Origin of the sequence: Salmonella sp. SAL00670 (assembly GCF_046552235.1) — a bacterium.
Taxonomy (GTDB): Bacteria; Pseudomonadota; Gammaproteobacteria; order Enterobacterales; family Enterobacteriaceae; genus Salmonella; species Salmonella enterica.
The window spans coordinates 357,598-382,858 of sequence record NZ_JBGDUO010000001.1 but is presented as its reverse complement, the minus strand read 5'-3'; the positions used below and the strand labels follow the sequence as shown (position 1 = coordinate 382,858).

General features: G+C 52.3%; 27 protein-coding genes. 17 read left to right on the top strand and 10 right to left on the bottom strand.

Features of this window, described 5'->3' with window-relative positions:
• Positions 1 to 97: 97 nt before the first annotated feature.
• The 3 genes from flgA to flgN all read left to right on the top strand — a co-directional run bounded on the left by flgA (position 98) and on the right by flgN (position 1,569).
• Positions 98 to 757: a flagellar basal body P-ring formation chaperone FlgA gene (flgA, locus tag ACLJRS_RS01875; protein ID WP_410957742.1), complete on the top strand. Its 660-nt coding sequence runs from the start codon at positions 98 to 100 to the stop codon at positions 755 to 757.
• 91 nt (positions 758 to 848) lie between these two features.
• Positions 849 to 1,142, top strand: coding sequence for a flagellar biosynthesis anti-sigma factor FlgM (gene flgM / locus ACLJRS_RS01870; RefSeq protein ID WP_000020893.1), 294 nt, complete (start codon positions 849 to 851; stop codon positions 1,140 to 1,142).
• A 4-nt stretch (positions 1,143 to 1,146) separates the two neighbouring features.
• Entirely contained in the window at positions 1,147 to 1,569 is a 423-nt protein-coding gene (gene flgN / locus ACLJRS_RS01865) for a flagella biosynthesis chaperone FlgN (protein WP_000197547.1), read from the top strand.
• Between the two features lie 81 nt (positions 1,570 to 1,650).
• On the opposite strand, the gene murJ is transcribed toward flgN, so the two are convergent.
• From murJ to rimJ, 4 genes are all read right to left on the bottom strand, one after another.
• A complete protein-coding gene (murJ, locus tag ACLJRS_RS01860) occupies positions 1,651 to 3,186 on the bottom strand; it encodes a murein biosynthesis integral membrane protein MurJ (protein WP_001537775.1) in 1,536 nt (511 codons plus the stop codon).
• 303 nt (positions 3,187 to 3,489) lie between these two features.
• Positions 3,490 to 4,413: a Gfo/Idh/MocA family protein gene (locus ACLJRS_RS01855; protein ID WP_001259729.1), complete on the bottom strand. Its 924-nt coding sequence runs from the start codon at positions 4,411 to 4,413 to the stop codon at positions 3,490 to 3,492.
• Between the two features lies 1 nt (position 4,414).
• On the bottom strand, positions 4,415 to 5,062 hold the full coding sequence (locus ACLJRS_RS01850) for a YceH family protein (protein WP_000873048.1): 648 nt from the start codon (positions 5,060 to 5,062) through the stop codon (positions 4,415 to 4,417).
• A gap of 35 nt (positions 5,063 to 5,097) precedes the next feature.
• On the bottom strand, positions 5,098 to 5,682 hold the full coding sequence (rimJ, locus tag ACLJRS_RS01845; RefSeq protein WP_000468204.1) for a ribosomal protein S5-alanine N-acetyltransferase: 585 nt from the start codon (positions 5,680 to 5,682) through the stop codon (positions 5,098 to 5,100).
• Between the two features lie 236 nt (positions 5,683 to 5,918).
• Here rimJ and mdtH point away from each other — a divergent pair, with 236 nt between their 5' ends.
• The 10 genes from mdtH (at position 5,919) to ACLJRS_RS01795 (ending at position 13,328) form a co-directional block, all read left to right on the top strand.
• Positions 5,919 to 7,127 (top strand): multidrug efflux MFS transporter MdtH, encoded by a 1,209-nt coding sequence (gene mdtH, locus ACLJRS_RS01840; RefSeq protein ID WP_000092178.1) that lies wholly within the window; start codon positions 5,919 to 5,921, stop codon positions 7,125 to 7,127.
• Positions 7,128 to 7,190: 63 nt separating this feature from the next.
• Positions 7,191 to 7,838: a glutaredoxin 2 gene (gene grxB / locus ACLJRS_RS01835; RefSeq protein ID WP_000780903.1), complete on the top strand. Its 648-nt coding sequence runs from the start codon at positions 7,191 to 7,193 to the stop codon at positions 7,836 to 7,838.
• Positions 7,839 to 7,962: 124 nt separating this feature from the next.
• Positions 7,963 to 8,523, top strand: coding sequence for a lipoprotein (locus ACLJRS_RS01830; protein WP_000713057.1), 561 nt, complete (start codon positions 7,963 to 7,965; stop codon positions 8,521 to 8,523).
• Between the two features lie 103 nt (positions 8,524 to 8,626).
• Positions 8,627 to 9,673: a dihydroorotase gene (gene pyrC / locus ACLJRS_RS01825; RefSeq protein WP_000126595.1), complete on the top strand. Its 1,047-nt coding sequence runs from the start codon at positions 8,627 to 8,629 to the stop codon at positions 9,671 to 9,673.
• 73 nt (positions 9,674 to 9,746) lie between these two features.
• Positions 9,747 to 9,992, top strand: coding sequence for a DNA damage-inducible protein I (dinI, locus tag ACLJRS_RS01820; RefSeq protein WP_001217763.1), 246 nt, complete (start codon positions 9,747 to 9,749; stop codon positions 9,990 to 9,992).
• A 289-nt stretch (positions 9,993 to 10,281) separates the two neighbouring features.
• Positions 10,282 to 10,536 carry a biofilm formation regulator BssS gene (gene bssS / locus ACLJRS_RS01815; RefSeq protein ID WP_000414441.1) on the top strand — a complete coding sequence of 85 codons (255 nt, stop codon included), beginning with the start codon at positions 10,282 to 10,284 and terminating at the stop codon, positions 10,534 to 10,536.
• Positions 10,537 to 10,648: 112 nt separating this feature from the next.
• Complete coding sequence (gene solA, locus ACLJRS_RS01810; protein WP_000872765.1) at positions 10,649 to 11,767, top strand: N-methyl-L-tryptophan oxidase; 1,119 nt, start codon at positions 10,649 to 10,651, stop codon at positions 11,765 to 11,767.
• A 40-nt stretch (positions 11,768 to 11,807) separates the two neighbouring features.
• Positions 11,808 to 11,921, top strand: coding sequence for a YceO family protein (locus ACLJRS_RS01805; RefSeq protein ID WP_001253282.1), 114 nt, complete (start codon positions 11,808 to 11,810; stop codon positions 11,919 to 11,921).
• Between the two features lie 262 nt (positions 11,922 to 12,183).
• Complete coding sequence (locus ACLJRS_RS01800; protein WP_001159784.1) at positions 12,184 to 12,756, top strand: cytochrome b; 573 nt, start codon at positions 12,184 to 12,186, stop codon at positions 12,754 to 12,756.
• Positions 12,753 to 13,328: a YceI family protein gene (locus tag ACLJRS_RS01795; RefSeq protein WP_000739889.1), complete on the top strand. Its 576-nt coding sequence runs from the start codon at positions 12,753 to 12,755 to the stop codon at positions 13,326 to 13,328. Before ACLJRS_RS01800 ends, ACLJRS_RS01795 begins: the two co-directional genes overlap by 4 nt.
• Positions 13,329 to 13,379: 51 nt before the next feature.
• On the opposite strand, the gene ACLJRS_RS01790 is transcribed toward ACLJRS_RS01795, so the two are convergent.
• Positions 13,380 to 14,432: a rhodanese-related sulfurtransferase gene (locus ACLJRS_RS01790; protein WP_001144644.1), complete on the bottom strand. Its 1,053-nt coding sequence runs from the start codon at positions 14,430 to 14,432 to the stop codon at positions 13,380 to 13,382.
• A gap of 219 nt (positions 14,433 to 14,651) precedes the next feature.
• On the opposite strand from ACLJRS_RS01790, the gene ACLJRS_RS01785 reads away from it, so the two are divergent.
• The 3 genes from ACLJRS_RS01785 (at position 14,652) to ACLJRS_RS01775 (ending at position 17,397) form a co-directional block, all read left to right on the top strand.
• Entirely contained in the window at positions 14,652 to 15,572 is a 921-nt protein-coding gene (locus tag ACLJRS_RS01785) for a Kdo(2)-lipid IV(A) acyltransferase (RefSeq protein WP_000163973.1), read from the top strand.
• 154 nt (positions 15,573 to 15,726) lie between these two features.
• Positions 15,727 to 16,941, top strand: coding sequence for a multidrug efflux MFS transporter MdtG (gene mdtG / locus ACLJRS_RS01780; RefSeq protein ID WP_000075053.1), 1,215 nt, complete (start codon positions 15,727 to 15,729; stop codon positions 16,939 to 16,941).
• A gap of 81 nt (positions 16,942 to 17,022) precedes the next feature.
• Entirely contained in the window at positions 17,023 to 17,397 is a 375-nt protein-coding gene (locus ACLJRS_RS01775) for a MysB family protein (protein WP_000180050.1), read from the top strand.
• Here ACLJRS_RS01775 and ACLJRS_RS01770 read toward each other — a convergent pair whose 3' ends face one another.
• The 3 genes from ACLJRS_RS01770 to mdoG form a co-directional block, all read right to left on the bottom strand.
• Complete coding sequence (locus tag ACLJRS_RS01770) at positions 17,398 to 17,625, bottom strand: YceK/YidQ family lipoprotein (protein WP_001217832.1); 228 nt, start codon at positions 17,623 to 17,625, stop codon at positions 17,398 to 17,400.
• 73 nt (positions 17,626 to 17,698) lie between these two features.
• Entirely contained in the window at positions 17,699 to 20,242 is a 2,544-nt protein-coding gene (mdoH, locus tag ACLJRS_RS01765; RefSeq protein ID WP_001044610.1) for a glucans biosynthesis glucosyltransferase MdoH, read from the bottom strand.
• Positions 20,235 to 21,770 (bottom strand): glucans biosynthesis protein MdoG, encoded by a 1,536-nt coding sequence (mdoG, locus tag ACLJRS_RS01760; protein ID WP_001562609.1) that lies wholly within the window; start codon positions 21,768 to 21,770, stop codon positions 20,235 to 20,237. Before mdoG ends, mdoH begins: the two co-directional genes overlap by 8 nt.
• A gap of 271 nt (positions 21,771 to 22,041) precedes the next feature.
• Here mdoG and mdoC point away from each other — a divergent pair, with 271 nt between their 5' ends.
• Positions 22,042 to 23,196 (top strand): glucans biosynthesis protein MdoC, encoded by a 1,155-nt coding sequence (gene mdoC / locus ACLJRS_RS01755; protein WP_000100055.1) that lies wholly within the window; start codon positions 22,042 to 22,044, stop codon positions 23,194 to 23,196.
• Between the two features lie 16 nt (positions 23,197 to 23,212).
• On the opposite strand, the gene ACLJRS_RS01750 is transcribed toward mdoC, so the two are convergent.
• Complete coding sequence (locus ACLJRS_RS01750; RefSeq protein WP_000976323.1) at positions 23,213 to 24,700, bottom strand: phospholipase D family protein; 1,488 nt, start codon at positions 24,698 to 24,700, stop codon at positions 23,213 to 23,215.
• A complete protein-coding gene (gene ymdB, locus ACLJRS_RS01745) occupies positions 24,636 to 25,175 on the bottom strand; it encodes an O-acetyl-ADP-ribose deacetylase (protein WP_000203941.1) in 540 nt (179 codons plus the stop codon). The genes ACLJRS_RS01750 and ymdB overlap by 65 nt, the downstream gene beginning before the upstream one ends.
• Between the last annotated feature and the right edge of the window lie 86 nt (positions 25,176 to 25,261).

The window sequence follows — 25,261 nt, the reverse complement described above, 5'->3', positions numbered from 1 at the left end:
TCGCCGGAATAAACGCAAAATGCGTCGCTATTTATTGCGTTGATGCCTGCTTCACACGGGTAGAATCCTGTCATGACATCAACCAGGGGGAAGTACCATGCAAACGTTAAAACGAGGATTCGCCGTGGCGGCTTTGCTGTTCAGCCCCCTGACAATGGCGCAGGACATCAACGCCCAGCTGACCACGTGGTTTTCCCAGCGTCTGGCTGGCTTCAGCGACAAGGTGGTTGTCACGCTCCGTTCATCGCCCAATCTGCTACCGAGCTGCGAACAGCCAGCCTTCAGCATGACGGGCAGCGCGAAGCTGTGGGGCAACGTCAATGTGGTGGCGCGCTGCGCCAATGAAAAACGTTATTTGCAGGTGAATGTGCAAGCGACCGGCAATTATGTCGCCGTTGCCGCGCCCGTCGCGCGCGGCGGAAAATTGACGCCGGCCAACGTCACGCTAAAACGTGGCAGGCTGGATCAGTTACCGCCGCGGACGGTACTGGATATCCGTCAGATTCAGGATGCCGTCAGTTTGCGCGATCTCGCACCCGGGCAGCCGGTACAGCTTACGATGATACGTCAGGCCTGGCGCGTCAAAGCGGGGCAACGAGTACAGGTCATCGCCAATGGCGAGGGGTTCAGCGTCAATGCGGAAGGTCAGGCGATGAATAATGCCGCCGTCGCGCAAAATGCGCGCGTGCGCATGACATCGGGTCAAATCGTGAGTGGAACCGTCGATTCTGATGGGAATATTCTTATTAACCTATAATTGTGTAAAGATTTTGTCGCGGCTGCCGATGAGATATTCAACCATGATGGTAGCTGGCCGCTACAACGTAACCCTCGATGAGGATAAATAAATGAGCATTGACCGTACCTCACCTTTGAAACCCGTTAGCACTGTCCAGACGCGCGAAACCAGCGACACGCCGGTACAAAAAACGCGTCAGGAAAAAACGTCCGCCGCGACGAGCGCCAGCGTAACGTTAAGCGACGCGCAAGCGAAGCTCATGCAGCCAGGCGTCAGCGACATTAATATGGAACGCGTCGAAGCATTAAAAACGGCTATCCGTAACGGTGAGTTAAAAATGGATACGGGAAAAATAGCAGACTCGCTCATTCGCGAGGCGCAGAGCTACTTACAGAGTAAATAAGCGTATGACTCGTTTGTCAGAAATACTTGACCAGATGACCACCGTCCTGAATGACCTGAAGACGGTGATGGACGCCGAGCAACAACAGCTTTCCGTAGGCCAGATTAACGGCAGCCAGCTACAGCGTATTACAGAAGAAAAAAGCTCGTTGCTGGCGACGCTGGATTATCTGGAACAACAGCGCCGTCTGGAGCAGAACGCGCAGCGTAGCGCAAACGATGACATTGCAGAGCGCTGGCAGGCGATTACCGAAAAAACGCAGCATCTTCGCGACCTCAACCAGCACAACGGCTGGCTGCTGGAAGGGCAAATCGAGCGTAATCAACAGGCGCTGGAGGTGCTGAAACCTCACCAGGAGCCGACCTTGTACGGGGCTGACGGTCAGACTTCCGTCTCTCACCGCGGCGGTAAAAAAATTTCTATCTAATCATTGCCGGATGGCGACGTTGCGCCTTTCCGGCCTGAATGCCTTGTAGGCCTGATAGCACAGCGCTATCAGGCACTGAATTTACGCCGTCCGGCGAACAAACTCTTTCACTTTAAAGCCCAGCACGGCAAGCGCGGCGAAATAGGCCGCAATACCCGCGATCACTACCGCCATCAAACGTAGCAAACGCCATAACATCGACCCTTGCGACCACTCCGGCATAATATGCAACACGCCGAACAATACGGCGGCCATCACCAGTACGGAAATGATCAGACGCATCAGGAACCACATCCAACCCGGTTGTGGCGTAAAGATATTCTGTTTGCGCAGTTGCCAGTACAGCAGCGACGCATTGAGACATGCCGCCAGACCAATAGAGAGCGACAGCCCGGCGTGTTTCAGCGGTCCAATAAACGCCAGGTTCATTAACTGCGTCATGATTAACGTCACGATGGCAATTTTCACCGGCGTTTTAATATCCTGGCGAGAATAGAAGCCCGGAGCCAGCACTTTTACGACGATCAAGCCAATCAGCCCCACCGAATAGGCGATTAACGCCCGCTGCGTCATTGCCGCATCAAAGGCGGTGAATTTACCGTACTGAAACAGCGAGACCGTCAGCGGCTTCGCCAGAATGCCTAACGCTACCGCGCTCGGCAACGCCAGTAAAAAGCACAAACGCAGCCCCCAGTCCATCAGGCGGCAGTACTCATCATGATTGCCGCTGGCAAAGCTTTTCGACAATGACGGCAACAGGATGGTCCCCAACGCCACGCCCAGCACGCCGGACGGGAACTCCATCAACCGATCGGCATAGTACATCCATGAAACCGAGCCAGAGGCCAGAAACGAGGCGAAAATGGTATTGATGATAAGGGAAATCTGACTGACGGAAACGCCCAAAATCGCCGGCCCCATCTGTTTGACCACCCGCATCGCCCCGGTGTCGCGAAAGTTAATGCGCGGCAGCACCAGCATACCGATCTTTTTCAAATACGGAAGTTGATACACCAGTTGCAGCACACCGCCGACGGTGACTGCCCAGGCTAACGCCAGCACCGGCGGATTAAAGTATGGCGCGGCGAATAATGCAAAACCGATCATGCTGATATTAAGAAATGTCGGCGCAAAAGCGGGAATAGAGAAGCGATTCCAGGTGTTGAGAATGGCGCCAACCAGTGAAGCCAGCGAGATCAGCAGAATATAGGGAAACGTAATCCGCAGCAGTTGCGTCGTCAGCGCGAATTTATCCGCAGTATCGGCAAAACCCGGCGCGGTTACCATAATCACCCACGGGGCGGCCAGCATACCGGCCACCGTCACGACGGCCAATGCCAGCGTCAACAGGCCGGAAACGTAGGCGACAAAGATCCGCGTCGCTTCTTCACCCTGCTTGCTCTTATATTCCGCCAGGATAGGCACAAAGGCCTGAGAAAAAGCGCCTTCGGCAAAGATCCGGCGTAGTAGATTGGGGAGTTTAAACGCCACAAAAAAGGCGTCGGTCGCCATCCCTGCGCCAAAAATTCTGGCGACAATCGCATCACGGGCAAAGCCCAACACGCGTGAAAACATAGTCATCGAGCTGACGGCAGCCAGCGATTTCAATAAATTCATTTCTTTTGTATTCCAGACCCTGGCGTAAAACTCCTGCATGGCTGATCCATCGACCGGATAACGCAACTTCTGCCGTATCCGGCTGTATCACCGCGCCTGACGGCGACGTTAAAACGTCTTATCAGGCCTTACAGACTCCCCACGGTTTGCCATTATTCACTGTGAAAAGAGGTATTATGTAGAGTGGGCATATATACCCGCCATACTTCGAGCTGCATGTGCGTTAGCTTTTCTGCAACTCGAATTATTGAGGGTATAGTACCTGGATTACGATGAATTACTACCGCCAGATGTTACAGAGGGTTATTCGCTGATGGCGTCCCGCCACAGCGCCTCCACGACGCGCTGGGCCAAAATCGCCTGCTCCCCCGCCGTTTCCGGAACCGTCTGATTTTGTACGCAGTCAATGAAATGCCGCGCGCATCCGACAAAACCACGCTGTTCAAGCGTCGTTTGCCAACTAGGAATGGGTTTGATGAGAATACCCTGCCCGCGCTCTTCGCGCCATTCACGCATATCCGTCACGTCATATAGCCCGCCGTCGGTGACGGCCTGGACCGATTCACGCTGACTTCCGGCGCGCCGGTGCATACTGGTGGTAATTTGTAGTTTGTCGGCGGAAAAATGATGTTCCGCATAGCACATTTCGCCGGACTCGCTGGTGAGCAACGTGCCGCTGGCAAGGCGCGCCTCGCCGCCCGCCAGCCACAGAGCGGTATCCACGACATGCAGATAGTCATCGAGCAAAGTAAAACGTAAGTCGTGCGGCCCGACGCTATCGGTACGATGTTTATCCATACGTAGTGACGCCGCAGTGCCGAGGCGCGTCTTCAGTTCGCGGTACAGCGGCGCGAAACGGCGATTAAAGCCAACCATCAGCGTCAATTTTTTTTGCGCCGCCAGCGCCACCAGCCGTTCGGCATCACGTAGATTTTCCGCCAGCGGTTTATCCACGCAAACATGGACGCCGGCATTGAGAAGTTCGCTGACCACGGCATAATGGCTTGCGGTACTGGAGTGGACGAAGACCGCATCGCAGCCGGACGCTAAATTCGCCAGCGAATCCACATACGGTATGCGCCAGCTTTCGCAGATACGTAAGGCTTTATCCCGCGAAGGAGACCAGGCGCCCTGTAACGTCCATCCGGCGGTGTTGGTTAATACCGGCAGCCAGGCCTTCTGCGCAATACCGCCTAATCCGACAATGCCAATCCGTAATGTTCTCACATTACTCCCCCAGGTGAGCTAACAAAGAATCCAGCCGCTGCTTTAACTCCGCCACTTCGCTTTCCAGCGCTTCGACGCGCGACTGAAGATCGCCCGACGCACTTTCCGGCGCAGACGTCTGGAGAGACAGTTCATCGACGTCGCCGCAAAAAAGGTGCATATAACGGCTTTCGCGCTTACCCGGTTCACGCGCCAGACGGACGACATACGGGCCGTCCTCACGACTGGCAAGCCGTTCCAGCGTGGATTCAACTTCCGTCATATCGCTGAATTCATGCATCCGCGACGCCCGGCTACGCAACTCGCCGGGCGTTTGCGCGCCGCGCAGCAGCAGCGTAGTGACGAGCGCCACTTCCGCCGCGCTAAGTTTCAGATCGCCAAATTCGGAATTACAGAAGCGCTGTTCATATTTGGTGACGCGGTTGCCAAACCCGCTGACCGTACGCAAAAAGTGGCGTTTCACCAGGTTATCGAGCTGTTCCTGCACCTCTTGTTCCGTCAGGTTCATCACCGGTTCACGGTTGGTTTTCTGATTACAGGCTGTCACCACCCCGTTGACGGAAAGCGGATACTGTTCCGGCGTTGTCACCTGCTTTTCCAGCAGACAGCCAATCACTCGCGCTTCAGTGGCGGTTAATTCATATTTCATCGTTTTCTCCCTTTGCCTCTCATTCCGTAAGCCGCTCAACGCCCCGGCGTCCATAACGGCGTGGTTAACGCCGTCAGGACATGGTCGCGCCATTGTCCATCAATCAACAGATAATCTTTCGCATAGCCTTCTTTTTCAAAGCCAAGCCGCGCCAGCAACGCGCCGCTACGTTTGTTGTGCGGCATATAGTTCGCCATGATACGGTGGATATGCTGAGTGCGCTGCATATAGCGAATCGCAGCGGTTAAGGCTTCAAACATCAGCCCTTGCCCCTGCCACTTTTGCGCAATGGAATAGCCCAGATAACAGGCATGAAAAGAACCGCGCACCACATTGGAAAAATTCGCCACGCCGATAATTTCTTTTTCTTCCGGATCAAGTAGCGCGAAATAGAAGGCGGAGCCCTGTTTGTGAAATTCACCGATCATTCCCAGACGCGCCTGCCATCCTGAAGGATAACAATGACTTTCATCACGGACCGGTTCCCAGGGTTTTAAAAAATGACGATTTTCCGCGTAATAATCGGCCAGACGCCAGGCATCACGCTCATGCACTAAACGTACCACCAGACGATCGGTGGTTAAGCGCACTTTTGGCACGTTACTACGATAGCCAAACATTCTATACCTACTCCTTCCTGTAACGTCTTCAGCACGCCAGTAACATTACTATACCTGCGCAACCAGGCTCTGTGAAAAGCGCAAATCGTCATTTTTTGAATTGCTGCCACATTTTGATGAAAACTCTCGATTAAAAAGGACTTTTGATAAAAAAATATTGTCCCGCTAACGGTAGGAAAAAACGAAACGCCGCCGCAGAATAGAAGACGCTCATCTTTTATTTCCCGGGAGGGGAAATGTCGCGCGTCTCGCAGGCGAGGAACCTGGGTAAATATTTTCTTCTCATCGATAACATGTTAGTGGTGCTGGGTTTTTTCGTCGTCTTCCCGCTCATCTCTATTCGTTTTGTCGATCAAATGGGGTGGGCTGCCGTAATGGTAGGGATCGCGCTCGGCCTGCGTCAGTTTATTCAACAAGGTCTGGGCATTTTTGGCGGCGCCATCGCCGATCGCTTTGGCGCGAAACCGATGATTGTCACCGGTATGCTGATGCGCGCCGCAGGCTTTGCCACCATGGGTATCGCGCATGAGCCCTGGCTCTTGTGGTTTTCCTGCTTTCTTTCCGGTCTCGGCGGTACGCTTTTTGACCCGCCGCGTTCAGCGCTGGTGGTCAAATTAATTCGTCCGGAGCAACGGGGCCGCTTCTTCTCTCTGTTGATGATGCAGGACAGCGCGGGCGCGGTGATTGGCGCGCTGCTGGGAAGCTGGTTGCTACAATACGATTTTCGCCTGGTCTGCGCGACAGGCGCTATTTTGTTCATATTATGCGCCCTTTTCAACGCATGGCTGCTTCCGGCCTGGAAGCTATCAACGGTCAGAACGCCGGTGCGTGAAGGAATGCGTCGCGTCATGAGCGATAAAAGGTTTGTCACCTACGTGCTGACGCTGGCGGGCTACTATATGCTGGCGGTACAGGTCATGTTAATGCTGCCGATTATGGTAAACGATATCGCCGGTTCGCCTGCTGCCGTGAAATGGATGTACGCTATAGAGGCGTGTCTCTCGCTGACGTTGCTCTATCCGATTGCCCGCTGGAGCGAAAAGCGTTTTCGGCTGGAGCATCGGCTGATGGCCGGTTTGCTCGTCATGTCGCTGAGCATGCTCCCCATCGGGATGGTGGGCAATTTACAGCAGCTTTTTACGCTTATTTGCGCTTTCTACATCGGCTCGGTTATCGCCGAACCGGCGCGCGAAACGCTCAGCGCGTCGCTCGCGGACGCGAGGGCGCGGGGAAGCTATATGGGCTTTAGCCGTCTGGGATTAGCCATTGGCGGCGCGATTGGTTATATCGGCGGCGGCTGGTTGTTTGATATGGGTAAAGCGCTTGCGCAGCCTGAACTACCGTGGATGATGCTCGGTATTATCGGTTTCATCACCTTTTTGGCTTTAGGCTGGCAATTTAGTCATAAACGCACGCCGCGCCGGATGCTGGAACCCGGCGCCTGATTTGATACCTGTCGCTATCTCCTCCATACTGGTCAGATACCGACAGTCAAATGGAGGAGAAACGTGAAGCTTTATATTTACGATCATTGCCCTTTCTGCGTTAGAGCCCGCATGATTTTCGGCCTGAAGAACATCCCCGTTGAACTTAACGTGTTACAAAATGACGACGAGGCGACGCCCACCCGGATGATTGGTCAAAAGATGGTGCCCATCCTGCAAAAAGATGATAGTCGCTACCTTCCTGAAAGTATGGATATTGTACATTATGTCGACAACCTCGACGGCAAACCGCTGTTAACCGGGAAACGCAATCCAGCCATTGAAGAGTGGTTGCGCAAAGTTAACGGTTACGTTAATCAGCTACTGCTGCCGCGATTTGCAAAATCCGCTTTCGATGAATTTTCTACCCCTGCGGCGCGCCAGTATTTTATCCGCAAAAAAGAAGCCTCATCTGGCAGTTTTGACAACCATCTTGCGCACTCTGCCGGACTGATTAAAAAGATCGGCGATGATTTACGTTTGCTGGATAAACTCATCGTACATCCTAACGCCGTTAACGGCGAATTATCGGAAGATGATATTCATCTGTTTCCGCTTCTGCGTAATCTGACGCTGGTCGCCGGTATCCACTGGCCGACAAAAGTCGCGGACTATCGCGATAATATGGCGAAGCAGACGCAAATTAATTTACTCTCCTCAATGGCTATCTAACGCCCGCCAGGCGGCACCCCTTTCTTGCCGCCTTTTTCAGCTTTTTCTAGCGGCGCCATGTCCGCTGGCGCGACATGCTGCTTTGTGTCAAGATTAGGGCACAGGCAACATGCTAAGGAACGCCATGAAAAAGTTTTTTTTTGCCGCTGCGCTGGTAGTTAGCGGCCTGTTAGTGGGTTGTAATCAACTTACGCAATACACCATTAGCGAACAAGAAATCAATCAAGCGCTTGAAAAACGGAATAATTTCTCAAAAGATATTGGTCTGCCCGGCATTGCCGACGCGCATATCGTATTGACTAACCTTGTCAGCCAGATTGGTCGGGAAGAACCTAATAAAGTCACCCTTACTGGCGATGCCAGGCTGGATATGAATTCCCTGTTTGGCAGTCAAAAAGCGACGATGAAACTCAAGCTAAAAGCCCTGCCGGTCTTTGATAAAGAAAAAGGCGCCATCTATCTTCAGGAGATGGAAGTAGTAGACGCCACCGTGACGCCGGAGAAAATGCAATCGGTGCTACAAACGCTCCTGCCCTATTTAAATCAGTCTTTACGTAGCTACTTTAACCAGCGGCCCGCTTACGTGTTGCGTGAGGACAGCAGTAAAGGCGAAGCGTTAGCGAAGAAACTCGCGAAAGGCATTGAAGTTAAACCTGGTGAAATCGTTATTCCTTTCACCAATTGATTTCGGAGGGCGCGCTCGCGCCCTTTTTTTACGTGCAAACGAAAACGTTTCCGCTTATCCTTTGTTTCCGGCAAAAAGACTATTCCTCAGCCGGAGCTTATTAATGACTGCACCATCCCAGGTTTTAAAGATCCGCCGCCCGGACGACTGGCACGTTCACCTTCGCGATGGCGACATGTTAAAAACGGTCGTACCCTATACCAGCGAAATTTATGGTCGCGCTATCGTGATGCCGAACCTGGCGTCCCCCATCACGACCGTTGATGCAGCGATCGCCTACCGCCAGCGTATTCTCGATGCGGTGCCCGCCGGGCATGATTTCACGCCGTTGATGACCTGCTATTTAACGGATTCGCTCGATGCCGATGAACTGGAGCGTGGTTTCCATGAAGGCGTGTTTACTGCGGCTAAGCTTTACCCGGCCAATGCCACCACTAACTCCAGTCATGGCGTAACGTCAGTCGACGCTATCATGCCGGTACTGGAGCGGATGGAAAAACTCGGAATGCCATTACTGGTCCACGGTGAGGTGACCCATGCGGATGTTGATATCTTCGATCGCGAAGCGCGTTTTATCGACACCGTAATGGAACCGCTACGCCAGCGTCTGACCACGCTTAAAGTGGTCTTTGAGCACATCACGACCAAAGATGCCGCGCAGTATGTACGTGACGGCAACGACTACCTGGCGGCTACCATTACGCCTCAACATTTAATGTTTAACCGTAATGATATGCTGGTCGGCGGCATTCGTCCTCACCTGTACTGTCTGCCGATTCTAAAACGCAATATTCACCAGCAGGCGTTACGCGAACTGGTTGCCAGTGGTTTTACGCGCGCCTTCCTGGGGACGGATTCAGCGCCGCATTCACGTCATCGTAAAGAGACCAGTTGCGGCTGCGCCGGTTGTTTCAACGCCCCCTCCGCCCTTGGCAGTTATGCCGCCGTGTTTGAGGAAATGAACGCGCTGGCGCACTTTGAAGCGTTCTGTTCACTGAATGGCCCGCAATTCTATGGCCTGCCGGTGAATACGGGGTGGGTGGAACTGGTTCGCGATGAACAACATGTACCGGAAAATATCGCGCTGGCTGATGATTCGCTGGTGCCTTTTTTAGCGGGTGAAACAGTACGCTGGTCAGTAAAAAAATAAAAAATGCGCTTACCTGTTGCTATATATTGGATTTAACTGTATATATATCCAGTATATTCAACAGGGGGCCATTATGCGTATTGAAGTCACTATAGCCAAAACGTCACCTCTGCCTGCCGGTGCGATTGATGCGCTGGCGGGCGAACTCTCCCGCCGTATTAGCCATCATTTTCCTGAGAATTTGGGTAACGTCACCGTGCGTTACGCTACCGCCAACAACTTGTCCGTCATTGGCGCATCAAAAGAGGACAAAGAACGCATTAGCGAGATTCTCCAGGAGACCTGGGAGAGCGCTGATGACTGGTTCATCAATGAATAAAAAATGATATGCAGTGATGTATGTTTGCCGGGTCGCCCCGGCTTTTTTATTTGCGCAACTGATGAATATTTCGCCTGACCGTCAAAATAATTGCACAACATCCTAAAAAAATATGAATGAACTGCCGCTTTATTGTTCATATAATTCTTAAAAAGAGAAATTTATCCTCCGGTCTCTTTAAAAACGCAGTGAATAGCCTTATTAATTGGTATACTGAAGTTGTTTCAGAAGAAAAACACGCATTGAACCTCGAGAACCGTTGTCTTATAACACGTACCAGGGGGGCATGATGGAAAAGAATAATGAAGTCATTCAGACCCATCCGCTTGTAGGATGGGACATCAGCACCGTCGATAGCTATGATGCGCTGATGCTGCGTTTGCACTACCAGACCCCAAATCGTCCGGAACCGGAAGGGACTGAAGTTGGTCAAACGCTCTGGTTAACGACAGATGTAGCCAGGCAATTTATTTCAATATTAGAAGCCGGCATCGCCAAAATAGAATCAGGTGATTACCAGGAAAACGAGTATCGTCGCCATTAGCGTGACGCGCTCCCCCTCTCTCAGGCACCGTAAGGTGCCTCACTTATTTCTGGCTTGTATATCTCAGCGCAGTTATTTACCCTGAAATCATCGCGATAGCAGAGAGAAGCTGATGAAATACGACCTTATTATTATCGGCAGCGGTTCGGTTGGCGCCGCCGCTGGTTATTACGCCACCCGCGCCGGGCTAAAGGTCCTGATGACCGATGCGCATATGCCGCCTCATCAACAGGGCAGCCATCACGGCGATACCCGACTTATCCGCCACGCTTATGGTGAAGGCGAAAAATATGTCCCGCTGGTGCTTCGCGCCCAGGCGCTTTGGGATGAACTCTCCACACACAATGAAGAGCCTATTTTTGTCCGCTCCGGCGTCGTCAACCTCGGCCCGGCCGATTCCGCTTTCTTAGCCAACGTCGCACGAAGCGCGCAACAGTGGCAATTGAACGTCGAGCGCCTGGACGCGACGGCCCTCATGACGCGCTGGCCGGAAATTCGCGTGCCCGATAATTATATCGGGCTGTTTGAAGCTGACTCCGGTTTCCTGCGCAGCGAATTAGCCATTACCACATGGCTTCGTCTGGCCCGAGAGGCAGGCTGCGCACAGCTATTTAACAGCCCGGTAAGCCATATTCACCATGATGATAACGGTGTGACGATAGAGACGAGTGAAGGCTGCTACCACGCCAGCAAGGCGCTGATTAGCGCGGGCACCTGGGTCAAAGCGCTGGTACCGGAGCTGCCCGTTCAGCCCGTACGTAAAGTTTTTGCCTGGTTTAAGGCGGATGGACGTTACAGCACTAAAAACCGCTTTCCGGCCTTTACCGGCGAAATGCCCAACGGCGATCAATATTACGGCTTCCCGGCGGAGAACGACGAGTTAAAAATCGGCAAACACAATGGCGGACAGCTAATACAGGCTCAGGAAGAGCGCAAGCCCTTTGCCGCCGTTGCCAGCGATGGCGCGGAAGCATTTCCTTTCCTGCGTAACGTACTGCCGGGTATCGGCGGTTGTTTACATGGGGCAGCATGTACCTATGATAATTCGCCGGACGAGGATTTTATTATCGATACGCTGCCTGGCCATGAGAATACGCTTGTCATCACTGGACTCAGCGGACATGGTTTTAAATTCGCCCCGGTGTTAGGAGAAATCGCTGCAGATTTTGCGTTGGGAAAAACGCCCTCCTTTGATCTGACGCCGTTCCGGCTGTCCCGTTTTAGCCAATAATTTGTCGGCCCCGTAAAGGGGCTGTTTATTAAGGTAAGCTATGCGTCGTCTCTTTCATTTTCTGATGAATAATATTCGCGAACATTTCATGCTTTACGTTATTCTTTGGTCGCTGCTGGCGGTGATGGATATTGTTTATCTCCTTTTCTTCTGATTGCTTTTCATTGACGTTAACTGACACTTCCTGAAAATTCCTCACTTTTTATTTCATAACGTTGAAGCACGGCAATAATGCCAGTTCCTGCCGTTGCGCGGTTATCAGGGGGAAATATCTCGAAACTTCTGAAGCTGAACCGCAAACAACATCAAAATTATTGAAATAAAAATAAATATCATTCAAATTCTTATTTATAAGTTGCATTCGGCGCTTTTCCACGCCATTTTCATTCTCTCGTGAAATATTCATTGGTGTGTTTATGCAATTTAAAAATACTCCACAGCGTTATGGCGTGGTTTCCGCCGCGCTCCACTGGCTGACCGCCCTGGTGGTCTATGGCATGTTTGCGTTGGGCTTATGGATGGTCACGCTCAGTTATTACGACGGCTGGTATCACCAAGCACCGGAAATACATAAAAGTATTGGCATATTACTGATGATGGCGCTGATCGTGCGTATTATCTGGCGGCTTTATTCTCCGCCGCCCGTTGCGTTGACCAGCTATTCCCGTTTAACGCGCGCTGGCGCCGCCGCGGGTCATCTTCTCCTGTATCTCCTGCTCTTTGCGATAATCATTAGCGGCTACCTGATTTCCACCGCCGATGGTAAACCGATTAGCGTCTTTGGCTGGTTTGAGATTCCGGCCACGCTTACGGACGCGGGCGCGCAGGCTGACATCGCCGGAACGCTGCATCTGTGGTTTGCCTGGTCGCTGGTCATTATCTCGCTCTCGCATGGGGTTATGGCGCTAAAACACCATTTCATCGATAAAGACGACACACTGAAACGTATGACAGGAATGTCGTCATCTGACTATGGAGCTCAAAAATGAAAAAAAACCTGCTGGGATTCACCCTCGCATCCTTGTTATTCACGACCGGTTCCGCCGTGGCGGCGGAGTATAAAATTGATAAAGAAGGCCAACATGCGTTCGTCAATTTCCGCATCCAGCATCTGAGCTACAGCTGGCTATACGGCACCTTTAAAGATTTCGACGGCACGTTCACTTTTGACGAAAAAAATCCGTCGGCAGACAAAGTGAACGTGACCATTAACACCAATAGCGTCGACACTAACCATGCCGAACGTGACAAACACCTGCGTAGCGCGGAATTTCTTAATGTTGCGAAATTCCCGCAGGCAACCTTCACCTCTACCAGCGTGAAAAAAGAGGGCGATGAACTGGATATTACCGGCAATCTGACGCTCAATGGCGTGACTAAACCGGTGACGCTGGAAGCGAAGCTGATGGGCCAGGGCGACGATCCGTGGGGCGGTAAGCGCGCGGGCTTTGAGGCCGAAGGAAAAATTAAGCTGAAGGATTTCAATATAACTACCGATCTCGGCCCGGCCTCACAAGAGGTTGAGCTTATCATCTCAGTAGAAGGCGTTCAGCAGAAGTAACGCCTGGCGAAATGCCGGATAGCGGCCTTTACGCTGCTATCCGGCAAAATATTACTCAGCCGGATCGGGAATGCTCAGTTTGCTATTAAGCCGACCACGCGATTTATTAAAAATTTTGTTGCCGTTCTCGCGACCCGCGCGACGTCGGCGCTGTTCTTCCTCCGGCAAGGCCAACTCTTCACAGCATTGTTCACTACAGCAGCCGTTAAATTTACTGGCGCACTGCGGACACTGGATAAACAGCAGATGGCAACCGTCATTTTTGCAGTTGGTATGGCTATCGCAGGGCGCGCCGCACTGATGGCAATGCGCGATAACCTCATCCGAGATTCGCTCGCCCATTCGCTCATCAAATACAAAGTTTTTGCCGATAAAGCGAACGGGAAGCCCCTGCGCGCGCGCGCGACGGGCGTACTCAATGATGCCACCCTCAATATGCCAGACTTTATTGAAACCGTTGTGTTTCATCCAGGCGCTGGCTTTCTCACAACGAATACCGCCGGTACAGTACATCACTATCTTTTTATCTGCATGTTCCCGCAGCATTTCAACCGCTTTTGGCAACTGTTCACGAAACGTATCCGCCGGGATTTCCAGAGCATTTTCGAAATGGCCAACTTCATACTCATAGTGGTTGCGCATATCAATAAAGACCGCGTCAGGATCGTCCAGCATCTCATTCACATCTGCCGCCTTCAGATAATCGCCGACATTACTGGCGTCAAAACTCGGATCGTCAATACCGTCAGCAACGATACGGTCGCGAACTTTCATACGCAGCACCCAAAATGACTTTCCGTCATCCTCCAGCGCAATATTTAAACGCAGCCCGTCCAGCGCGGGGTCGAACGTATAAAGCTGTTGACGAAAGGTCTCGACCTTGCTTTGCGGCACGCTGATTTGCGCATTGATGCCTTCATATGCCAGGTAAACGCGACCAAAAACGTCCAACGCCGTAAACACCTGATACAACGCGTCCCGCGTCTGTTGCGGCGAGGCGATTGTGAAATATTTATAAAAAGAAATTGTCGTACGCGGCTCGCTTTCCGCCAGCATTTTGGCTTTCAGCTCGTCATTAGAGATGCGGTTGTGTAACACTGGCATGGTGTACGTATCCTGCAATCAGCAAAAAATAAAGTGGGCAGGCATGATAAGGCAAGTCTCGCCAATTTACATCCACACATTTTGCGCTACATTTCCTGCTTTACACTAAATAATTAACAACAATTGTCGATTTAATCGCCACTCTCCTGCTACATATTTTTGCTCAACGCAAAAAGATGCGAGAATACGGGGAATTGTTCGTTGAAAGACAGGATAGAAATGACGAAGTTGCCTAAGTTCTCCGTGGCCTTACTGCACCCGCGCTATTGGTTAACCTGGTTGGGTATAGGCGCGCTTTGGTTGGTCGTGCAACTCCCCTACCCGGTCATCTATAAATTGGGTTGCGCATTGGGCCACCTGGCGCGACGCGTAATGAAACGCCGCGCGAAAATCGCCTATCGCAACCTTGAATTATGCTTTCCGGAAATGAGCGCGCAGGAACGCCACACCATGGTGGTCAAAAACTTTGAATCCGTCGGTATGGGCGTGATGGAAACCGGCATGGCCTGGTTCTGGCCCGATCGGCGAGTGAATCGCTGGATGGAAGCGAGCGGTCTGGAGCATATCCGTGAAGTTAAGGCGCAGGGGCTGGGGTTCATTCTGGTAGGAATACATTTTCTTACCCTTGAGTTTGGCGCCCGCATGTTTGGTATGCATAACCCGGGTATCGGAGTTTATCGCCCGAATGATAATCCGTTGCTCGACTGGTTACAGACCTGGGGACGCTTACGCTCCAATAAATCAATGTTGGATCGCAAAGATCTGAAAGGCATGGTTAAGGCATTGAAAAGCGGCGAATTGATCTGGTATGCGCCGGATCACGATTACGGCCCGCGCGCCAGCGTCTTTGTACCGTTATTCGCCGTCGACCAGGCCGCTACGACCTCCGGTACCTGGATGCTCGCGCGCATGTCTAAAGCCTGTATTATCCCCTTCGTGCCTCGCCGTAAACCCGATGGGAAAGGCTACGAACTGATCATTCTTCCTGCGGAATATTCGCCTCCGCTGGAGAGCGCAGAAGCGACTGCCGCATGGATGAATAAGATTGTTGAGCAGTGCATTATGATGGCGCCAGAGCAGTATATGTGGCTGCATCGCCGCTTTAAAACTCGCCCTGAAGGCGTACCGTCGCGCTATTGACAGGATTGCAGCCGTCAGGCTGCAATTTTTCCCCTCTTTTAGCTTTAAAAGCTCCCCACATTGCGAGGCTGGTAAGGTCGGCGCATAATTATAATTAGTACGCTCATAATTAAATTGATGATAGCGCAAAACGCGCATCATACTGTGGAACGCTATGTCACCCTCTGATGTCCCCATAAACTGGAAACGCAATCTAACCGTTACCTGGCTGGGCTGTTTTTTAACCGGCGCGGCATTCAGCCTGGTCATGCCTTTTCTCCCTCTCTACGTTGAGCAACTCGGCGTAACAGGCCATAGCGCGCTCAACATGTGGTCCGGGCTGGTCTTTAGTATTACGTTCCTCTTTTCAGCTATTGCTTCCCCTTTTTGGGGCGGCCTGGCGGATCGTAAAGGGCGTAAGATCATGCTGTTGCGTTCCGCTCTCGGCATGGCCATTGTGATGCTGTTAATGGGCATGGCGCAAAATATCTGGCAATTTCTGATCCTCCGCGCGTTATTAGGCCTGCTGGGCGGATTTATTCCCAACGCCAATGCGCTCATCGCCACTCAGGTGCCGCGCCACAAAAGCGGCTGGGCGTTAGGGACGCTCTCTACTGGCGGCGTCAGCGGCGCTCTGCTTGGCCCACTTGCGGGCGGTCTGCTCGCCGACCATTACGGCCTTCGTCCGGTCTTTTTTATTACCGCCAGCGTTTTGTTTATCTGTTTTCTGCTCACCTTCTTTTTTATTCGCGAGAATTTCCTGCCGGTGAGCAAAAAAGAGATGCTTCACGTTCGGGAAGTGGTCGCCTCGTTAAAAAATCCCCGCCTGGTGTTAAGCCTGTTTGTCACCACGCTGATTATTCAGGTGGCGACGGGGTCTATTGCGCCCATCCTGACGCTCTATGTGCGCGAACTCGCGGGAAATGTCAGTAATATTGCATTCATTAGCGGGATGATAGCGTCCGTTCCCGGCGTGGCGGCATTACTTAGCGCCCCCCGGCTCGGCAAGCTTGGCGACAGAATTGGCCCGGAAAAGATCCTTATCGTCGCGCTGATTATTTCCGTACTGCTGCTGATTCCAATGTCTTTTGTGCAAACGCCGTGGCAGCTCGCGCTATTGCGGTTTCTGCTTGGCGCGGCGGATGGCGCGCTGCTGCCAGCCGTTCAAACTCTGCTGGTTTACAACTCTACCAACCAGATAGCCGGGCGCATATTCAGTTACAACCAATCTTTCCGCGATATCGGCAACGTCACCGGCCCTCTCATGGGCGCCGCAATTTCCGCGAGCTATGGCTTCCGCGCCGTATTCTGCGTCACGGCAGGCGTGGTGTTGTTCAATGCTATCTATTCATGGAACAGCTTACGACGGCGCAGACTGGCAATAGAATAATTTTTGCGCTTTCATACTTGCAATATTACAGAATCAGCTATTCTTTCCCTAAATACCTCATCAAATCAAAGGGAGACACTGATGACCATGTATGCCACGCTGGAAGAAGCTATCGATGCAGCCCGGGAAGAATTTCTGGCTGACCATCCAGGCCTCGAACAAGACGAAGCGAATGTGCAGCAGTTCAACGTTCAGAAATATGTACTGCAGGATGGGGACATCATGTGGCAGGTCGAATTTTTCGCCGATGAAGGTGAAGATGGCGAATGTCTGCCGATGCTGAGTGGTGAAGCCGCACAGAGCGTGTTTGACGGCGATTATGATGAGATAGAGATCCGCCAGGAATGGCAGGAAGAGAATACTTTGCATGAATGGGATGAAGGGGAATTCCAGCTTGAACCCCCGCTTGATACCGAGGAAGGCCGTACTGCGGCAGACGAATGGGATGAGCGTTAATTACTCATAAGGCCCGTGGTGAATATCGAGCGGCAGTAGCAGTGTATCGAAGATCAGTGAGAAGGGCAGATCGAGGATAGTGATATAGCGCCATGCGGAATCACGCATATCCCACTGCACGCCAGGGTAATACTGGTTGCCGTGTCCTTGTCCGGGGATCGTTCTGCTGATAATACTGCCGCAGCCGCTCAGGGTAATCACCATTATGCTCACCGCGAATATACGCACCTGATACCTCATTTCACTATAAAAATACCGGCATCACGCCGGTATTTTTCACCTCACTCCAGACCTGAAGACCTTATCTCGCTGACGATGTTCGTCCCTGCAACGCCTGCGGATTCAGGACGAGAGACTGATAATGGTTTACCCAGGAAGAGTATCTCTCTGGCGCATTCCAGACCCGATAGTGTAAACGCGCCATCGTCACCGGATCGCTGAGCAAAACCAGACGCCGATCGCGGTTCAGTTTCTCCGGCGTTTCGTTTAGCGCCTGCTCCACATGACGATCGCGGGCTATTTCCAGTACCTTACTGGCGCGGTGACGCGCAGTGGCCATCGCGGTCGCCAGCGCATTAAGCGACGGGTTAAATACCGCATGCATAAAGCCATCGTCCAGAATACGGCGGCGATTCATCTCCAGATATTTATCGGTATCGACCAACACCTGAGGCGGCGAATACTCTTCCGGGATCAGGAACAGCTTCCAGCGTTTGGTGCGTAATCCTACCGTTGAACGACTGGAGATCACCGAAACAAATGGCGACAGAATCAGCGAAAAAACAATCGGCGCCAGCCAGAACAGAAAGCGTAAATCCAGCCACGCCATACCCACCGCCCAGACCAGCCCCAGCAGCAGTTGAGAGCCGTGACGCATAAAGGCTTCTCCCCACGGCGTAGAATCATCGTCGCGTTGCGGTGAGTTCCAGACCACTTCCCAGCCGAGGAACGCGCTGACCACAAACACGGTATGAAACAGCATACGCACCGGCGCCAGCAACACGGAGAACAGCACTTCCAGCAACAGCGACAGCGTAACGCGCCAGAAACCACCATACTCTTTGGTGCCTTTACACCAGATCAGCATAATACTGAGCAGCTTCGGCAGGAACAGCAGCACCATCGTTGACGCAAACAGCGCGATTGCCAGTTCCGGACGCCACTGCGGCCAGACCGGAAAAAGCTGGCGCGGCTGAAGGAAATATTGCGGCTCTGTTAACGCATGAACGACCTGCAGCGCGGTAGAAAGCGCGAGGAACATAAACCATAACGGCGCGGACAGATATGACATTACCCCGGTCAGGAACACGGCGCGATGCACCGGGTGCATTCCTTTCACCAGGAACAGACGAAAGTTCATCAGGTTGCCGTGACACCAGCGGCGGTCGCGTTTAAGCTCATCCAGCAGGTTTGGCGGCAGCTCTTCATAGGAACCGGGGAGATCGTAGGCAATCCAGACGCCCCACCCTGCCCGACGCATTAGCGCCGCCTCCACAAAGTCGTGGGAAAGAATCGATCCGGCGAACGAACCTTCTCCCGGCAGCGGCGCCAGAGCGCAGTGCTCGATAAACGGCTTCACGCGGATAATGGCATTGTGCCCCCAGTAGTGCGACTCCCCCAACTGCCAGAAGTGCAGCCCGGCGGTAAACAGCGGCCCATAAACACGGGTCGCGAACTGTTGGCAGCGGGCATACAGAGTATCCATTCCCGACGCTTTCGGCGAAGACTGGATAATCCCGGCGTTTGGGTTCGCTTCCATCAGGCGCACCAGACCGCTCAGACACTCGCCGCTCATCACTGAGTCCGCGTCCAGCACCACCATATAGCTGTACTGATTGCCCCAGCGGCGGCAAAAATCGTCAATATTGCCGCTTTTGCGTTTCATACGGCGGCGGCGGCGACGGTAAAAAATTTGGCCTTCGCCCTGCACTTCCGCAATAAGCTCCATCCACGCCTTTTGCTCCGCCACGCAGATATCCGGGTTATAACTGTCGCTAAGGATATAGACGTCAAAATGCGCGGCGTTGCCTGTGGCTTTAACGGACTCCCAGGTCGCGCGCAGACCGGCGAAAACGCGGCTAACGTCTTCATTACAGATAGGCATGATCAGCGCCGTCCGGTGTTCCGGATTGAGGGGCTCATCGCCAACCGTAGACGCGGAGATGCTGTACTTATCGCGCCCGATAAGCAGTTGCAGGAAGCCCATCAGCGCCGTCCAGAATCCGGCTGACACCCAGCAGAACAGCACGGCAAACAAAATCAGGATACCGGTTTGCAGCATGTAGGGCAGGAGCTGCATAAAAGAGACCCAAATATCCTGCCCCACCATATCCATAGGATTGATGAGCGCCCATCCCTGATAAGGCAGAATGGTCTTCATATACCAGGTCGCGACGACGGTTTGCGCCAGAGTCAAAATTAACAAAATATAGCGGCGTATAGTGCCGACGGTACGCCATTTTTGCTCGCTCGCCTGCTCTTCTTTTGTCAGACGAGAAACATAGCGCGGCGTTACATCCCGCCCACGCAGGCGATCCCAGAAACGGCCAACCGGGTTGGTTCGCCAGGGATCAGGAAACATCGAAGAGCGCGTCGCTTTTGGCATAGCCTGCAACTGATCGCGCCCTTCATCATCTTTAATTAACTGCCCCTTCGCCAATGAATCCGGCCAGGCGTGTTCAAGGCGGGCTTTTACGGAACCCTGCGGTGAATCGTCTTCTCGCGAGTAAGTCCGATGCTCGGCATCCAGCGCCTGATGCACGGCGCGGATGTCAGTTTTCGGCAATGCCGCTTTCTCACGTTCAGAAAGCAGCAGTGCGTCAATATACTCAGTTGTTTTATTCATTGGCAGGTAACTGGTAGCTCCAGGTTTCACTTAGCGTCTGATCGGCATTCACCAATGCGGCACGCATTTCCGTGGTTTTCTTCGCGTCTTTGACTTTCACGCGCAGCATTAAACGCCAGCCTTTAGTGACTGGGTTATAGCGTACATTACTGTCAACGATTTCACCGTTATCGCCAATGCTGGTTTGCGCAGCGACGGGCGTATCCGGCGGCAGTTTTTTCATGTCGGCGCCAACGAAATCCACCACAAAGGCAATAGTGCCGTCGGGCTGGCGAATCAGATTCGACTGTTTAACGTCGCCCGTTGAGCGGCGTGTTTGCAGCACCCAGGCATTATCCGGCGCATGAAGTTTATCTTCATCGCGGCTGAAGGTCAGAGTGTACTTGAAGTTCATCTCTTTACCCGGTTCCGGCAGTTGATCCGGAGTCCAGTAAGCGACGATGTTATCGTTGGTTTCATCATTGGTCGGAATTTCAACCAGTTCAACCTTACCTTTGCCCCAGTCGCCTTTCGGGGTAATCCAGGCGCTTGGACGCAGGTCGTAGCGATCGTCTAAATCTTCAAAGCGCGAGAACTCGCGACCACGCTGCAACAGGCCGAATCCCTGAGGGTTTTCCATTGCATAGCTGCTCACAGCGAGGTGTTTTGGATTGTTCAGCGGACGCCAAATCCACTCGCCATTACCCGCATGAATGGATAAGCCGTTCGAGTCATGCAGTTCCGGACGATAGTTGGTCGTCGGCGACGGCTGGTTTGGCCCAAACAGGAACATACTGGTTAATGGCGCAACGCCCAGCTTGCCCACTTTATCGCGCAGATAGACTTTTGACTGCACGTCCACCACGGTATCGCGGCCAGGAATGATCACAAAACGGTAAGCGCCGGTCGCGCGCGGAGAATCGAGTAATGCATAGACGGTCAAACGCTTATCGGTGGGTTTTGGACGCTCAATCCAGAACTCGCGAAAGCGGGGAAACTCTTCACCAGATGGTAAGGCGGTATCAATCGCCAGGCCGCGCGCAGATAAGCCATATACCTGGCCTGCGCCGATAACGCGGAAATAGCTGGCGCCAAGCATACTGACGATTTCGTCGTTCTTATCTTTACTGTTAATGGGGTACAGGACTTTGAACCCGGCGAAGCCTAAATCTTTTACCGTGTCTTTATCGTGCTGAACATTGCCAAAATTGAAGTAATCCGGGCTGTATTTGATTCTTTTGACCGTCGTCGCCGTCACTTCGTTAATCTTGACCGGCGTATCGAAGTACATCCCCTGATGGTAAAATTCGAGCTTAAAAGGGGTCTTTAAGTTGTTCCAGTAGGCTTTATCGCTGTTAAACTGGATCTGCTGATAATCCGCATATTTCATGTCGCGGAAAACGGAGGGCAAGTTGCTTTTAGGCGCCTCATAGCCTTTCCCGGCTAAAGATTGAGCTTGTTTTGCCACGTCATCAATGCTGAACGCCCAGCTCGATGATGCGTAGAGCGTTAACATAATAGCTGCGCCCAACCAACGCATTTTCATCATTTGTCGTTTATGTTTCATAATAAGTAAGCACTTCCCCCTTTGTGTGCTTATATCGATCCGATCCATTTTAATGGATAATCAGGCATTACGACAACTGAATCCAGGCTTTGTTCAGCGCGCTGGCTCATGGATTAAGCACCTCCCGCGCCTGTTTTCACTTTGCGTGCTTATCCTGGAGACAGGTTGTCGGAGTTGGTGTAGGGTTGCTACCGAATGTAACTATAATTCGCCTTATGGATAAGGTGAAAAATCTGAGAATACGTGACCTTATATGAGCTCTGTACCCGCGCCGCGTGAATATTTTCTTGACTCTATCCGCGCATGGCTGATGTTGTTAGGGATTCCCTTTCATATCTCGTTGATCTATTCCACTCACAGTTGGCATGTCAATAGCGCCGCGCCATCGTGGTGGCTAACCCTGTTTAACGATTTTATCCACGCTTTTCGTATGCAGGTGTTTTTTGTTATTTCTGGTTATTTTTCGTACATGTTATTTTTACGTTATCCATTAAAACACTGGTGGAAAGTACGGGTAGAACGTGTGGGTATTCCCATGCTTACCGCAATCCCTTTGCTTACCTTGCCGCAATTTATCCTGTTGCAATATGTCAAAGAGAAAACAGAGAACTGGCCTACACTCTCTGCCTATGAAAAATATAATACGTTAGCGTGGGAACTCATTTCACATCTGTGGTTTTTACTGGTGCTGGTGATATTAACCACCGTCAGCATCGGGATTTTTACCTGGTTCCAAAAAAGGCAGGAAACAAGCAAGCCTCGTCCCGCCGCTATTTCGCTGGCCAAACTTTCTCTTATTTTTTTCCTGCTGGGGGTGGCTTACGCTGCTATCAGGCGCATTATATTCATCGTATATCCGGCAATCCTCAGTGACGGCATGTTCAATTTTATTGTGATGCAAACGCTATTTTATGTGCCGTTTTTTATTCTCGGCGCGTTGGCCTTCATTCACCCCGATCTGAAAGCGCGCTTCACCACGCCCTCACGCGGATGCACTTTAGGCGCTGCCGTTGCTTTTATCGCGTATCTGCTGAATCAACGTTATGGGAGCGGCGACGCCTGGATGTACGAAACCGAATCCGTGATTACGATGGTAATGGGGCTATGGATGGTGAACGTGGTATTTTCACTGGGGCATCGCTTGTTAAACTTTCAGTCCGCGCGTGTCACCTATTTCGTGAATGCTTCGCTGTTTATCTATCTGGTGCATCATCCCTTAACGCTTTTCTTTGGCGCGTATATTACGCCGCATATCTCCTCCAACCTGATCGGGTTCTTGTGCGGGCTGATATTTGTTATGGGTATTGCGTTAATTCTGTATGAAATTCATTTACGCATCCCGCTCCTGAAATTTCTCTTTTCAGGTAAACCGCCGGTAAAACGAGAAAGTCGCGCCACGATCGGGTAGTTTTCCGCGCGTGGGTTCACAGCAACCATTCCACAGGTAAAATTGCCGCCAACCGTACCAGAACTCGTTGCCAGAAACGCGTAGCGGGTTCTTTCTTTAACACCTTTTCCTCTTCTTGCTGACGATCGATCCAGTTAATTCGTCCCCAGCGATCCAGCCGCAGTTGCCAGGCCGCATCGCGTTGGCTCTGTGTAAAACGCTTATGGATAAGCGTCGCCAGCGTTTCACTTTCAATGACAAAGCCCATTTCGGTATTTAAAAGCGTTGAACGGGGATCAAAATTAAGCGACCCGATAAACACCTTACTACCATCAATACTGAACGTTTTAGCATGTAAGCTGGAACCTGAGTTCCCGGTGAGTCCGCGATCATGTACGGCGGTTTCATGTTCGCGGGTCGGTTTCAGTTCGTAGAGCTCCACGCCATAGCGCAGTAATTTCTTGCGCCAGCGCGCGTACCCTGCGTGAACGACCGCCACATCGTTGGCCGCCAGAGAGTTAGTTAAGATGGCGATCTTCACGCCTTTCCTGACCAGATTAAGCAACTGCGCCACGCCTGCGCGCGTAGGAACAAAGTAAGCGGAAATAATGTCGATACGCTCCGTCGGCGACCCCATCACGTCAAATAATCGCTGCGGAAGAAGCGAATGGCGCTGCGCCTTCCCCTCGCCTTTAGAAGGGTCATCGCTAAGCAAGCGTGTTTTTGCCCAAATCAGCGGCAACGTTCCGCGATCGAGATCCGCCATAAACTGGCTGGTTTCCAGCTTATGCAGATAACGGCGGGTGATCTCATCGTTATACCAGGATTCGGGAAGTTCGATACGCTGCGTCAGTTCCTGCTCAGAAAGGGATAATACTTGCTGCAATGTCGACACTGAACTACAGCGCCAGTAACGTTCAAAATCATTGGCGACATCATTGACCACCGGGCCAATGGCCATCACGTCCAGATCGGAAAATAGCGGCTCCTCGCCAGCGCCGAAATAGGCATCGCCGATGTTGCGCCCACCGACCAGCGTCACTACGCCGTCGGCAGTGTAACTTTTATTGTGCATCCGCCGATTCAGCCGCGCAAAATCCGTCAAATATCCCAGCGCGCGTAGCGTACGAAAAGAGAAAGGATTAAACAGACGAACTTCGATATTAGGATGGCTATCCAGCAAGCGCAACGTATCATCCAGACCAGGCGTATTGTTATCATCCAGCAGCAGACGAACATGAACGCCGCGCTTCGCCGCCGACAGCAGTACCGAAAAGAGCAGTCGCCCGGACATATCGTCTTCCCAAATATAATACTGCACATCCAGCGTCCGCGCCGCCATTTCGGTCAGGCGGTAGCGGGCGGCAAAAGCGTCCAGACTGTTATCCAGCGCGAGAATGCCGCACTCTCCGGGATGGCGCGCGCATAGCGGTTCAACGGCACGCTCCAGGCGTGTTTTATCAGGCAGGGTCGTCGCCTTGCTGAGTAAGTAATCTTGCGTAAAGCCGGGCAGTTTCTTCATCATAACAGACAAAGTATACCTGTTCAGGCAGAGCGTAACGGGTAATAAAATCTGAAACCGTCCTGACGGCGATCTCAGCGGCCTGGGCGCGTGGATAGCCATAAACGCCGGTACTGATTGCCGGAAAAGCGATGGAACGAAAGTGATTCGCCTCGGCAAGCAGCAAACAATTCCGGTATGCCTCTTCGAGTAGCTCAGCTTCCTGGTGTTCGCCGCCTCGCCAGACGGGCCCCACTGTGTGAATAACCGCCTTTGCCGAAAGCTTGCCGGCAGGCGTGATAACCGCATGTCCCGTCTGACATTCGCCCTGTTGCTGGCGGATGAGTTTACAGGCGTCCAGCAATGCCGGCCCCGCCGCGCGATGAATCGCGCCGTCTACGCCACCGCCGCCCATTAATGATGCGTTAGCGGCATTCACAATCGCATCGACGCTAAGTTGAGTGATATCACCCTGTATGACCTGAAGACGTGATGTCATAACCCCCCCCCTTTGTCTCACCTTATCTGCAAAGTGTACAGCAGGGCTTTCAACAGAGTCGCTCTTTTTATATCTATGACACCGCC

Excerpts from the sequence above, each read along its gene's own strand:
- ACLJRS_RS01750 (WP_000976323.1), bottom strand. The coding sequence starts at position 24,700 with ATGATGAAGAAACTGCCCGGCTTTACGCAAGATTACTTACTCAGCAAG.
- ACLJRS_RS01805 (WP_001253282.1), top strand. The coding sequence starts at position 11,808 with ATGCGTCGTCTCTTTCATTTTCTGATGAATAATATTCGCGAACATTTC.
- ACLJRS_RS01830 (WP_000713057.1), top strand. The coding sequence starts at position 7,963 with ATGAAAAAGTTTTTTTTTGCCGCTGCGCTGGTAGTTAGCGGCCTGTTA.
- murJ (WP_001537775.1), bottom strand. The coding sequence starts at position 3,186 with ATGAATTTATTGAAATCGCTGGCTGCCGTCAGCTCGATGACTATGTTT.
- mdoC (WP_000100055.1), top strand. The coding sequence starts at position 22,042 with ATGAGCTCTGTACCCGCGCCGCGTGAATATTTTCTTGACTCTATCCGC.
- dinI (WP_001217763.1), top strand. The coding sequence starts at position 9,747 with ATGCGTATTGAAGTCACTATAGCCAAAACGTCACCTCTGCCTGCCGGT.
- ACLJRS_RS01850 (WP_000873048.1), bottom strand. The coding sequence starts at position 5,062 with ATGAAATATGAATTAACCGCCACTGAAGCGCGAGTGATTGGCTGTCTG.
- mdoG (WP_001562609.1), bottom strand. The coding sequence starts at position 21,770 with ATGATGAAAATGCGTTGGTTGGGCGCAGCTATTATGTTAACGCTCTAC.
- ymdB (WP_000203941.1), bottom strand. The coding sequence starts at position 25,175 with ATGACATCACGTCTTCAGGTCATACAGGGTGATATCACTCAACTTAGC.
- ACLJRS_RS01775 (WP_000180050.1), top strand. The coding sequence starts at position 17,023 with ATGACCATGTATGCCACGCTGGAAGAAGCTATCGATGCAGCCCGGGAA.
- mdtG (WP_000075053.1), top strand. The coding sequence starts at position 15,727 with ATGTCACCCTCTGATGTCCCCATAAACTGGAAACGCAATCTAACCGTT.
- ACLJRS_RS01790 (WP_001144644.1), bottom strand. The coding sequence starts at position 14,432 with ATGCCAGTGTTACACAACCGCATCTCTAATGACGAGCTGAAAGCCAAA.
- flgA (WP_410957742.1), top strand. The coding sequence starts at position 98 with ATGCAAACGTTAAAACGAGGATTCGCCGTGGCGGCTTTGCTGTTCAGC.
- rimJ (WP_000468204.1), bottom strand. The coding sequence starts at position 5,682 with ATGTTTGGCTATCGTAGTAACGTGCCAAAAGTGCGCTTAACCACCGAT.
- mdoH (WP_001044610.1), bottom strand. The coding sequence starts at position 20,242 with ATGAATAAAACAACTGAGTATATTGACGCACTGCTGCTTTCTGAACGT.
- ACLJRS_RS01785 (WP_000163973.1), top strand. The coding sequence starts at position 14,652 with ATGACGAAGTTGCCTAAGTTCTCCGTGGCCTTACTGCACCCGCGCTAT.
- solA (WP_000872765.1), top strand. The coding sequence starts at position 10,649 with ATGAAATACGACCTTATTATTATCGGCAGCGGTTCGGTTGGCGCCGCC.
- flgN (WP_000197547.1), top strand. The coding sequence starts at position 1,147 with ATGACTCGTTTGTCAGAAATACTTGACCAGATGACCACCGTCCTGAAT.
- mdtH (WP_000092178.1), top strand. The coding sequence starts at position 5,919 with ATGTCGCGCGTCTCGCAGGCGAGGAACCTGGGTAAATATTTTCTTCTC.
- ACLJRS_RS01795 (WP_000739889.1), top strand. The coding sequence starts at position 12,753 with ATGAAAAAAAACCTGCTGGGATTCACCCTCGCATCCTTGTTATTCACG.
- ACLJRS_RS01800 (WP_001159784.1), top strand. The coding sequence starts at position 12,184 with ATGCAATTTAAAAATACTCCACAGCGTTATGGCGTGGTTTCCGCCGCG.
- bssS (WP_000414441.1), top strand. The coding sequence starts at position 10,282 with ATGGAAAAGAATAATGAAGTCATTCAGACCCATCCGCTTGTAGGATGG.
- flgM (WP_000020893.1), top strand. The coding sequence starts at position 849 with ATGAGCATTGACCGTACCTCACCTTTGAAACCCGTTAGCACTGTCCAG.
- pyrC (WP_000126595.1), top strand. The coding sequence starts at position 8,627 with ATGACTGCACCATCCCAGGTTTTAAAGATCCGCCGCCCGGACGACTGG.